Annotated in this window: 5 protein-coding genes; all 5 read left to right on the top strand. The window is 43.4% G+C overall.

Annotation, left to right across the window (positions count from 1 at the left end; translation table 11 throughout):
* Positions 1 to 257 precede the first annotated feature (257 nt).
* Complete coding sequence (locus VYM24_RS09930; protein WP_425286656.1) at positions 258 to 3,281, top strand: SusC/RagA family TonB-linked outer membrane protein; 3,024 nt, start codon at positions 258 to 260, stop codon at positions 3,279 to 3,281.
* A gap of 24 nt (positions 3,282 to 3,305) precedes the next feature.
* Positions 3,306 to 4,934, top strand: coding sequence for a RagB/SusD family nutrient uptake outer membrane protein (locus VYM24_RS09935; RefSeq protein WP_291552157.1), 1,629 nt, complete (start codon positions 3,306 to 3,308; stop codon positions 4,932 to 4,934).
* Positions 4,935 to 4,965: 31 nt separating this feature from the next.
* Complete coding sequence (locus tag VYM24_RS09940; protein ID WP_330942050.1) at positions 4,966 to 6,852, top strand: hypothetical protein; 1,887 nt, start codon at positions 4,966 to 4,968, stop codon at positions 6,850 to 6,852.
* Between the two features lie 133 nt (positions 6,853 to 6,985).
* Positions 6,986 to 9,523: a C10 family peptidase gene (locus VYM24_RS09945; RefSeq protein ID WP_330942051.1), complete on the top strand. Its 2,538-nt coding sequence runs from the start codon at positions 6,986 to 6,988 to the stop codon at positions 9,521 to 9,523.
* Positions 9,524 to 10,038: 515 nt separating this feature from the next.
* Complete coding sequence (locus tag VYM24_RS09950) at positions 10,039 to 12,564, top strand: thiol protease/hemagglutinin PrtT (RefSeq protein ID WP_330942052.1); 2,526 nt, start codon at positions 10,039 to 10,041, stop codon at positions 12,562 to 12,564.
* Positions 12,565 to 12,598: the final 34 nt, after the last annotated feature.

The following is a 12,598-nucleotide window of genomic DNA, read 5'->3' on the forward strand; positions in this document are numbered from 1 at the left end:
TTAAAAGACTGATCGTTATTGACATTTCATTATAGCCTTAGGCACATAGTACTTGCTTTATAATTCATTTACATTGCCAAAGGAACAATAATATTCTAATAATAAGATATTTAGATAACAAAAAATAGTATATTTTAGGTATACATAAATACATATTACTATTTTAGACACGCTTATTAATCAGTATATTATAAATTGTTATCTTTTTATTTAAGTTCTTCTTGTATTGTTATCACATTGACTATCAGTATAGTAATATTACGCATAGTTCTGCGAAGACTTTGCGGGTTTCGTACATTGGTATGCAGACACAAGAAGTGGGCATTAAACCGAATGTAAAGATCATAATGAAGCCCGATACTGAGATGCTGGAAGAGGTAATGGTGGTAGCTTTCGGTACGGCGAAGAAGTCGGCCTTTACTGGTTCGGCAACGGTCGTTAGTGCTGAAAAGCTTGAGCAGTCACAGGTGACGAGTGTCACTGATGCTTTGGCAGGTGCTGTGCCTGGTGTGACGCTGACCTCTAATAATGGTGCTCCGGGTGCGTCTGCATCTATCAAAATTCGCGGTTTCAGCTCGTTGAATGCCGGAAACGACCCTTTGATCATTGTTGACGGTGCTCCTTACAGCGGCGACCTTAGCAATATCAATCCTAATGACGTTGAGTCAATGACCGTATTGAAGGATGCTGCCTCGAATGCACTTTACGGTGCGCGCGGTGCCAACGGTGTGATTATCATCACCACTAAAAGAGCCAATATGAGTGGTGAAGCCAAAGTTACTTTCGATGCCAAGTGGGGGGCCAACACTCGCGCATTAAAGAAGTATGAGGTGATTACTGACCCTGCGATGTACTACGAAATGCATTATGGCGCAATGAAGAACTATTATATGAATCAAATGAACATGAGCGATCAAGCTGCATGGATTGAAGCAAACAATAACTTGTTTGGTTCTAACGGTGGTTTGGGTTATAATGTCTTTACTGTTCCCGAAGGGCAATATTTGATTGGCCAAAACGGCAAGCTTAATCCCTATGCTACATTGGGTAGGATAGTAAACTACAAAGGACGTGACTATCTGCTCACTCCCGATGATTGGGATAAGGTGGGTTCACGTACCGGTTTGCGTCAGGAGTATAACTTCTCGATAAGTGCTGCTAACGAGAAATCTTCTTTCTATGTTTCTTTAGGCTATTTAGGAAATGAAGGTATCACTGAAGGCTCTGACTTGAAGCGTTTGACGGGTCGTTTGAAAGCCGATTATCAAGCCAAGAAATGGATGAAGGTGGGGGCGAATATGTCGTACGCACGTTTTGACAGTAATTCATTGGGTAACAATGGATCAAGTTCTTCTACTGCCAACGTCTGGGCATTCACAACTCAGATGGCTCCTATTTATCCTGCTTATGTGCGCAATGCTGATGGCAGTATCATGCTTGACGGCAACGGTCTTGAAATGATGGACTACGGTAGCGGCATCAATGCCGGTATGCAACGTCCCTTTATTGCTGACGCCAACCCTATTCAGGATAATAAGCTTAACACCAGAAATGCGGAAGGAAATGCCCTTAGTGGTAACGCTTTTGTAGATATCACTCCGCTGCCGGGGCTGAAGGTGACACTGAATGGTACTTTTAATTTGGATGAGACACGTTTCACTTATGTGTACAACCCCTATTACGGACAGTTTGATTCTACAGGAGGTACAGTGAGCAAGTCCCACCAGCGTGATTATGATTATAACCTGCAACAGCTTGTTTCTTATGCCACTTCGTTTGGTGACAACAACTTCGACATCCTGTTAGGACATGAATATTACGATTATCGCCTATCCTATCTGGGCGCCAGTAAGTCTAAAATGTTTTCTCAGGATAACCATGAACTGGACGGTGCCGTAATCGACGGACAGGCGGCTTCTTCTTACAAGAGACGCCGCAACAATGAAGGTTACTTCGGCCGCTTGCAGTACAACTTTGAAGAGCGCATTTTCGGTTCTGCCTCTTTGCGCCGCGATGCTTCCTCACGCTTCCACCCGGACTACCGTTGGGGTACATTCTGGTCTGTAGGTGGTGCATGGCTCATCAACAAGGAAAGTTGGTTTTACGCTCCATGGGTGCAGGAACTGAAAATAAAGGCTTCTATTGGTTCGCAGGGTAATGATAATATTGGAGACTTCCGTTATACCGATGTATTTGATATTATCAATTCCGACAACAAGGTCGGTACTGCATTTTACAGTAAAGGTACTAAGGATATTACTTGGGAAACCAATACTAATTTCAATATAGGTGCAGAATTCCAGTTATGGAACCGCGTGACCGGTAGCATTGAATACTATAGACGTAAGACTTCGGACATGCTGTTCTCATTCTCTGTGGCTCCTTCCTTGGGATACTCTTCCTACTTTGATAACGTGGGTAACATGGTGAACAGCGGTGTGGAAATGGACTTCAACGTGAACATCCTCAACACTCGTAACTTCACATGGGACGTTAACCTCAATATCTCTACACTGAAGAATCGCCTTACAATGCTCGACCCGGACAAGCAGATTACTACCGAGTACACTGCCAGCGGAAAAGGATATAAAGGTTATTCCAGCGGTAATTATTTCATTGCCGAGGATCTGTCAATGTTTACATGGCGCATGAAGGAATATGCCGGAGTGGACGAGAAAGGTGAATCCCTGTGGTATCGTAACACTAAAGATGAAGAGGGAAACGTTGTTGGACGCGAAACAACCAAGACTTATGCGGATGCTGACTATTATGTTACTGAAGAGAGCTCTATTCCTAAGGTATATGGTGGTTTCGGCACCAAGCTGAAAGTATATGGTGTGGACTTTGGTATCAACTTCACATACCAGATTGGCGGCAAGCAGTATGACGGTACGTATGCCTATTTCATGTCCTCGCCTTCAGGTACAGCCGGTTATAATTACCACAAAGACTTGCTGAAATCCTGGACTCCGGAGAACACAGGCAGTAACATTCCGCGCTTCCAGCTCAATGATCAGTATTCGGCAGCAGCGTCTACACGCTTCCTGACTAATGCCAGTTTCCTGAACATTCAGAACATCAACGTGGGTTACACGTTGCCTTCCAGATGGACAAAGAAAATGGCCATCAGCTCATTACGCCTATACATGTCGGCCGAGAACGTGTTTTACTGGTCTAAACGCCAAGGTTTCGACCCACGGCAGTCATACAACGAGACCACTAACGCCACTTATTACTCGCCGATGCGTACCATCTCCGGCGGTGTGACATTTGAGTTCTAAACCTAAAACATAGATAACAATAATATGAAAAAGAATATATTCAAACTATTTTCAGCTATGGCGATATCGGCTACGGTACTGACCGGCTGTATAGAAGAGATTTTCCCTGAAAACTCTACCGCAACTTCTGAGCAAATCGGTGCTTCGGCTTCGGCGCTTGAGGCTGCGATCAATGGTTTGCCATCGCAGATGGTGCAAGGCTATCTGGTGTACGGAAAGCAGGTTCACGAAACTGACATCGCTTACCCTTCTCTGATGTTGGCTCAGTCCGAACTTCTGGGTGACATTGTTGCCACTGAGTACGGCTATGACTGGTGGTGGCGCTACAGCGCAAACAATAGTATGGGTGATAACTCTTATCAATCGTTTCTTCCCTACTTTTCCTTATATAAGTTTGTAAAGTCTGCCAATGATGTGATAGCAGTAGTTGATGTTACCGATCCCACCATTTCCGATGAAATGCGTGGATACGGCAGTATGGCTCATGCTTTCCGTGCTTTGGACTATTATACGTTGATGGTGCTTTTCGAGCCCATGGAAAACATCTATACTGATTGCAGTAATGTGTTGGGACTTACAGTGCCCATCGTGACCGAGGCGACCACCAACGACATGGCTAAAAACAATCCGCGTGCAACACACGAGGAGATGATGACCTTCATACTCTCTGATCTTGATAAGGCTGAAATCGGTCTGGCAGACTATACGCCTGCTACTAAGAACTTCCCTAGCTTAGCTGTGGTATATGGCTTGAAGGCCAAGGTGTATATGTGGGATAAGAATTATTCCAAGGCAGCCGAGTATGCCCGTAAGGCTATCGATGCGTCGGGGGCAACGCCTATGACTGCCGCACAGTGGAACAACTCTACCACAGGCTTCAATACTGCTACTTCTTCGTGGATGTGGTATCTCCATCCCACGGCCTCTAATATGGGTAACCTTGCCAACTTCATAGGTCACATCTCCAATGAGGCTGGCTGGGGTTATGCAGACTTGTCGAAACTCCAGATAGCGCGTTCGCTCTATGACGAGATAGCTGACAATGACTTCCGTAAGTACTCTTTCCTCGACCCGGACAGAAGTTTCTATAATTACCAGTCGGTGCAAGGCAAGGCGTGGCTGGATGAACAACCCGACTATATGTCGCTGAAGTTCCGTTGCGTCAGTGGTGACTACAAGACTTACTCCGTTGGTGCAGCCGCCGATATCCCCGTGATGCGTGTGGAAGAGATGTACCTTATAGAGGCTGAAGCAGTGGCTGCCAGCCAAAATGTAGCGGCAGGTGTGCAACTGCTGAACGATTTTATGAAGCGATACCGTCAGCCTGACTACAACTGTGTGCTGACTGACCTGCGTGCTGTTCAGCTTGAGATATTGAAGCAAATGCGTATTGAGTTCTGGGGTGAAGGTATTGCATTCCCAACAGCCAAGCGTCTGAGGCCAGGGGTAATCCAGAACTATCAAGGAACCAACTACAAACAGGATATCTTCAAGATAAACTGCGTAGATGTGAAGCCTAACTGGGCATTAGTGATTCCCAAGGATGAAGTGGATTCAAACACAGCTCTCCAAGGCAAAAACAATCCAGATCCTTCAGGTAGCATCCCCACGCGTCCTACTCCGATAGGCACGTATGCACCGGGTAACAATTAACCAACAAGTTAACTTTTAATAGAATTTGTATATGAACAAGATAAAGAACATATTGAGTGCCATGCTTTTGCTGGCACTTCCATTGGCTTTCACTGCCTGTGGTGACGATGTGGAATATTCACCTGCTGACAAACCGGCAAACGCCCAAGTGTATTTTCCGAACACAAATGGTGCGACTGTTGATTTGAGCAAAGACAAGACGTCGTTCGACGTGACCCTTATGCGCGCCAAGGCTGATGAGGCGATTTCCGTGCCTGTTACTGCTACGGGTGGCGGCAGTTTTTTCACAATTCCGGCTTCTGTCAGCTTTGCCCAAGGCGTTGACAAGGCTGTGTTGTCCATCAGCTATAACCCCGAGTCGCTGGAGTATGATGCATATTCTGAAATCAAACTGACTATTGGAGATGAAAGTACTACCACTCCTTACGGTATGGCTCAGTATGTGTTCAAGGCGGGTATTCCGGCTCCTTGGACTTCTCTGGGGAAGGCTACTTTCAATGATGCTTTCTTGTTTGCTAATAATTATAGTGTGGAGTTACAGCGCAATGACCTCAATCCAAGTTTGTATCGTCTGGTTGATCCGTATTCTGAAGGGTTGGCTAAGGAAGGCTATTCCTCTAATGGCGATCAAAGTCCTTACTTGGAATTTACCCTATTGAAGCCGGGAGACAAGGTGGGTAATGTGACCATTACAATGGAAGATCTGGTTTACTTCCCATATTACTGTACCGGTTTCTTTAATACATCAAATGATTATAATAAAAATGTTGATGCTCACCATCCTTCCGACTTCTCAAGTCTTAGCACTGAGGCTGCTTGGACATTCAATAGGGTCCTTCAGTATCAGGCTGATGGCACACCTGCGGGAGTACAGCTTGCTCCGTATTATTATATGGATGGAATTGGTGGTTGGAATAATACGCAGGCTGATGGCCTTGTGACCATCATTTTCCCTGGAGCCGTGCTTTCCGATTTCTCCGTAACTATGGAGTATAAGGGTAGTCTTACCGACCCCAGTGGATATAATTATGCTCTGGCTGCTGTGGAACTTGGAGCTGATGTGACAGAAGCTCGTTTAGCTCTTGTTCCTGCTAGTGCCGACTTGGATGAAGTGGTTGATGGCATAATTGAGGAAACGATTGAGTACGTTTCTGTCAAAGAAAACGGTGAGGTCAAATTACCGGCTGCCGGCAATGGCGTGTATTACTTGGTGGCTGTGTCGTATGGTGCCAACCCAGAGGGTGAGACTGAGGCTCAGGAAGCGTCTTATATTGAGTTCAAACACGTGGCTTCCTCAGAACCTGCAACTCCGATTGAAGCTTATGCGGGCGATTGGACTCTTGATGGCATAATTGGTGGTAAGAAGTATACTTTACCTGTTACTATTACCAAGGTTGATGCCAATACCTTGGCTGTGCAGGGTGCGCTTCCTTTGGAAGGCTATGATGACACTTTCACTTTGTCGTATGATGATGGACGGGGATATGTCATTCTGAAACCGCAGGCAGTGGCTTCTCTCAATGATGATCCGATGCGGGTAGTCCCTTTAAACTTGGATGCGGGTAGTTTTACTAGCACGGAAACTATGACAGGACGTATGTCGGACAATAGTATCGTTTTTGAAAATACGTTTGGTAATCAAGGCAATTGGACGTCATTTGCTTATCTGGCCAGTACTGAAGAAGGCGCTAGTTTGATATCCTATTATTCTTCGGTATTCGCACCACTTGCCAGCCAAGCACAGGCGCTTAGCTTTAAATCGATTGCTACTGTTGCTGTCAGGGATATGAAGTTGGTGAAAGTTGCTCCCGAAAAGACTGCCAAATCAGTGAATCTTAATATATTCATCAAAAACTTGAATGGTAATAGCTGGGAAAGACGTTCACTTGATACGGGAATGCCCGTCTTGATGAAGTAAGGACTTTCCGAGATATACTAAAGGGAGTTTGCAATTAATCCATGTGAATATTTGCATACTCCCTTTTTGTTATTCGTGTGATGACCGCATGAAACCTGTATTCTAAGTTTAATTATTCTAATAAATGCTTTCTATGAGAAAATTACTACTCCTGTCTTTGGTTCTTTTATGCAGTTTAACAGCATGGACGGCCCAACGTTCTCCGGAAGAAGCTCTTTCCGTGGCGCAAACCTTTTTCATGCAGTCATCCGTTGCCGTGACTCGCACTGCCGGTGATATTCAATTAGTGGCGGTTTCTAATGATTTGCTCGAATCCGCATCTACCCGTGGTGTGAGAGGAACGGCCTTTTATATCTATAACTATGCGCAGTCTGCCTATGTCATAGTATCCGGCGATGATCGTATGAAGCCGGTACTGGGCTATTCGGATAATGGCGGTTTCGTTACTGAGAACCTACCGGTGAATATACTTGGGTGGCTGGAACTGTACAATTCCGTCTATGCTGAACTGGTTAATGGCGGAAAAGCGGTTACCGAATCTAAACAGCTAACTACCACTAATTTTCCGCCGTCTGTATCTCCTTTGTTGGGAAGCATATGTTGGGATCAGGATGCACCTTATTATAATGCCTGTCCGCTTTATCGGGGAGAACGCTGTGTGACGGGATGTGTGGCTACGGCAATGTCTATGATTTTAAAATATTACGAATACCCGGTAAAAGGAAAAGGTACTCATTCTTATAAAACTCCTAATGGAATTGAATGTTCTTTTGATTACGGAAATACTACCTTTGATTGGAATAATATGCTTCCGCAATATTCTGGAACTTATACTGCCGAACAGGCTGACGCTGTAGCCCAATTAATGTTGGCCTGCGGTGTAGCGGTTGATATGCAGTATTCACCTTCCAGTTCCGGAGCTTACTCATATCAGGTAGGTCAGGCCTTAATTGACTACTTTGGATATGATGGTAATTTAGGCTTGGCATATCGTCAATATTTTACTTCTGCCGAATGGATGAACCTGATTAAATCAGAAATTAATGAGAAACGTCCTATTTACTATTTCGGATCATCGGATGATGGAGGCCATGCATTTGTATTTGACGGTTATGATGCACAGGATATGGTTCATGTTAATTGGGGATGGAGTGGAATGAATAATGGATACTTTGAAGTTTCTTCTTTGAACCCCAGCTCTCCCGGTATTGGTGGTGGAAGCAATCTTGGAGGTGGTTTTACACAAGGCCAGGCAATGTACCTTGGACTGCAACCGCCTGGCGCATCCTCAAGATATACTTCACACTTTTCTCTTGCAAAGTTACAAACAAATAAAAAAGAATTTTCCAAGGGTGAAAACTTTACTCTTACGGCTACTGAAATATATAATATGAATTTGCTCTTCAAAGGCGGTTCATTAGGGTTAATTGTAGAAAAGGGTGGAAAGCAGTCTGTGTTGTGGAGCAGAGAATTGGAGGACATAGAGACTTATTATGGATACGGAAGAATATCTATTTCAAATGTTACGATCCCGAACGATTTTACCAATGGAACTTATGCAATGTATTTAGCTACCCAAGATATACGTGAGGCGACTTGGAGCCGTGTACGTGGTGATTATGGCTCAGAGACGCAGTTCACGCTTGTCGTGGCCGATGATAGATGTACTCTGACTCCATTTACGGGCAATCTGATGATTGAAAAAGAATTAGATGGGAGGCTCGAAATCTTACATAATCTCTATAGTGGGCGTAGAGGAGATTTTAGGGTGTTGCTTTCCAATAGCAGCCCTACCGATGAATTCTATGGTGATGCAGGCGTACTGTTTGCTACGGCGGATGGCAACTATACGATCGTGGGCCTGGTAGGAGCTACCCAATTAGAACTGAAACCGGGAACGGATAGTAGAGAAATATTGATTTCCACGGATTTGGCTTATAAACGGGGAGAGGTTTCTACTGACATTCCGGTTGGAGATTATTACATTTGTCCGTATGTGCAATGGGGAGGAAATGTGTATAACATTAGTGGAGAATGGATAGCCGTCACTGTCGGCCGAGCATTGGGAAGCCCCGCTTTGGTTATAGACAATGTACGTTTGGAGAATAGCCAACTTCAAGTAGGAGAGAAGATTAAGCTATTGGCCGATTTGTCATTAGGCGGAACGGGTAATGTATATGACGGAACTTTGATGGCAGCGATTTTTGCTGTCGGTCAAGGTACTACATCCAATTTGCATTATGCTAATGTGTTTGTAGAAGAAGCTCGACCTTATGATTTTAAGATGGAGATTGACCCTCAAATCGGGGAAGGCAGTTATACGATTAACCTGTATAAGCAAAGCCTTCTGGGAGGATATGATAATACTCCGGTAAGCAGGCTCAATTTTTCTGTAGGACCAGTCACCGGCATTGAAGATGAAATAGCCGATAAGGACGGAATCATCATTGCTCGGCAACCAGTAGAAGATATTCTTAGTATCTATACTTCTCATGCGGCTCGAATGATCTCTGTCTATAATCTATCCGGACAGCAGATGATGCAGCAAAAAGAGTCCGAAGATAGAAAAGAGTATTCTATTCCGGTAAAGGGATTGGCAGCTGGTTATTATATTATAATCTTGCAATCTGTTGACGGAAAGACTTATCGAAGTAAATTTATTAAGAAATAAAGTTTTCTATATATGTTAATCCTTTTCAGACATTTATTCATTTTTGTAAGGGTTATGAATTAATTCACCACAGAGTAACATAGAGTCTCACTGAGTTTAATCAATTTGAAATCAAAAGAATAGAACTCCGTGATACTCTGTGTTCCTCTGTGGTGAAAACTCATTTCTTTTCCGATATGCATTATGTAGGAGTGAACTGAAAAGCGTAACTTATTGTGTGATAGCCTACTTGATGTCCCACTAAGGTTGGTCGTAGTGGGACACTAGTTCAGTCGTAGTGGGAAGTGGTTTCAGTCGTAGTGGGAAGTGGTTTCAGTCGTAGCGGGAAGTGGTTTCAGTCGTAGTGGGAAGTATGTTCAGTCCTAATGGGAATATAGTTCATTGTTAAACCCTAATGAACCTATTTCAACTACTGATTCGCATTATTTGCAAAATACTAGCGGGAAATATTTGTAAAGCGATAGATTTCTGTAACTTTGCGATTTCTAGTTTAATTATCCTAATAAATAATGCCTATGAAGAAATTACTACTCCTGTCTTTGGTTCTTTTATGCAGCTTATCGGCATGGACGGCCCAACGCTCTCCGGAAGAAGCTCTTTCTATTGCACGAACTTTCTTTATGCAGTCATCCGGGGCTGTAACCCGTAATAGCGGTGAAGTTCAATTGGTGGCAGTCTCTAATGATTTGCTAAAATCTGCATTTACCCGTAGTGTGGAAGGAACAGCTTTTTATATCTATAACTATGCGCAGTCTGCTTATGTTATAGTATCCGGGGATGATCGTATGAAGCCTGTACTGGGCTATTCGGATAATGGAAGTTTCATAACTGAGAACTTACCGGTAAACATACTTGGGTGGCTGGAACTATATAATGCCGCTTATGCTCAACTGGGTAATGTCGAAAAAACGGTTACTGAACCTAAACTGCTTACTAAAACAAGTTTTCCGGCATCTGTATCTCCTTTGCTGGGAAATATATGCTGGGATCAAAGTGAGCCGTACAATAATACCTGTCCTCTTTATAAAGGAGAACGTTGTGTAACGGGGTGTGTAGCCACGGCAATGGCTATGATTTTGAAATATCATGAATATCCTGTAAAAGGAAAAGGTACTCATTCTTATAAAACTTCCAGTGGAATTGAATGTTCTTTTGATTATGGAAATACTACTTTTGACTGGGATAACATGTTGCCGCAATATGAAGGTAATTACACTACGACACAAGCTAATGCCGTTGCACAGCTAATGTCTGCCTGTGGTATTGCTGTTGATATGGAATATTCACCATCTGCTTCAGGAGCCTATTCACATCAGGTAGGTCAGGCCTTAATTGACTACTTTGGATATGATGGTAATTTGGGTTTGGTGTATCGTCAATATTTTGCTTCTGCAGAATGGATGAATCTGATTAAATCAGAAATTAACGAGAAACGTCCTATTTACTATTTCGGATCTTCGGATGATGGAGGCCATGCGTTTGTTTTTGATGGGTATAATGAAGAGGATATGGTTCATGTCAATTGGGGATGGAGCGGAATGAATAATGGTTACTTTGAAGTTGCTTCCTTAAATCCGGATTCTCCCGGTATTGGTGGTGGAAGTAATCTAGGCGGAGGATTTACAAGAGGTCAGGGAATGTATCTGGGGATACAGCCACCTACTACTTCTTCAAACTTTACTTCCCATTTTTTTATGACGAAGTTGGAAGCAAATAAAGAGGAAGTCGCTAAGGGAGATGTGTTCAAACTGACGATTACTGAGATATTTAATATGAGTGTGGCATGCAAGAATAGTAAGTTGGCAGTAATAGCAGAAAAAGATGGCCAACAGTCAATATTAGGGCAGATGGCTTTGGCTACGCTGATAAATACGTATGAAGGATATGATCCTCTTGCTTTTTCTAATCTGAAAATACCCAATGATTTTGCTGATGGAACTTATTCCGTATATGTAGCTACCAAAGATGAGCGCGAAGCAACATGGAGCCGTGTGCGTGGTTACGTGGGTTCTGAAGCACAACTCATTCTTATTGTAAGCGGTAATAAATGTACTTTGACTCCGTTCAGTGGTAATCTAAGTCTTGAAGAAGACATAGAAGTTAGTGTGAAATTAGCCCATAGCTTATATAGTGGTCTCAAAGGAGATTACAAAATGTTGGTTTCTAACAAAAGCACATCGGACGAGTATTATGGTTTAGTGGGTGTTGCACTTTTTGATAAAAACGCGGACTTTGTAGCGATAGTTGGAGATGTACAGGTCGAAATAAAACCGGGTACGATTAATAGAGAACTGGCTGTATCCGGAAACCTGACTGTTACTAAGAACTCTGTGACTACCAATATTCCTGCTGGAGAGTATTATATTTGCCCCTGTATAGATTGGGGAGGAGGTACGTATGGCATCGGTGAATTAACTCCGGTCACCATAAAGGAGGCGTATGGAACTGCCGATTTAAAGGTCAGCCAACCACGTCTGGAGAAGGTACAACTTCAAGTAGGTGAGAGTCTGAATTTTCTGGCTGATCTGTCATTGTCTGGTGATGGAAATGTATATACTGGAACATTGGCAGCAGCTGTTTATGAGAATGCCCAAGGTTATCCATACAGTGTACACTATCAAAATGTATTTGTGGAGGCAGACCAAACGGAAAACCTTGTAATGGAAATTCCTCTGAGTCTGGGTGAGGGAAGGCATGCTGTTCGTTTGTATAAATCAGGTACTGATGGAGACCTTGTGACAATTAGCACTCTCTATTTTTCTGTAGGACCGGCCACCGGTATTGAGGATGAAATAGCCGATAAGGATGGATTAGTTATCTATCAGCAGCCAGTGGAAGATATTCTTAATATCCGTACTTCTCATGCCGCCCGAGTGATTTCTGTCTATAACTTGTCCGGACAGCAAATAATACAGCAAAAAGAGTCCGGGGATAAGAAAGAGTATTCTATTCCGGTAGGAGGATTGGATGCAGGCTGCTATATTGTAGTATTGCAATCAACTGATGGTAAGATATACCGGAGCAAATTTATGAAACGTTAGATTATATATTTATAATATGTGGAACGAGGCTATT

The organism is Bacteroides sp. MSB163 (assembly GCF_036416795.1).
Classification (GTDB): domain Bacteria; phylum Bacteroidota; class Bacteroidia; order Bacteroidales; family Bacteroidaceae; genus Bacteroides; species Bacteroides maternus.

Coding starts and splice junctions, on each gene's coding strand:
- VYM24_RS09940 (WP_330942050.1), top strand. CDS start 4,966: ATGAACAAGATAAAGAACATATTGAGTGCCATGCTTTTGCTGGCACTT.
- VYM24_RS09935 (WP_291552157.1), top strand. CDS start 3,306: ATGAAAAAGAATATATTCAAACTATTTTCAGCTATGGCGATATCGGCT.
- VYM24_RS09945 (WP_330942051.1), top strand. CDS start 6,986: ATGAGAAAATTACTACTCCTGTCTTTGGTTCTTTTATGCAGTTTAACA.
- VYM24_RS09950 (WP_330942052.1), top strand. CDS start 10,039: ATGAAGAAATTACTACTCCTGTCTTTGGTTCTTTTATGCAGCTTATCG.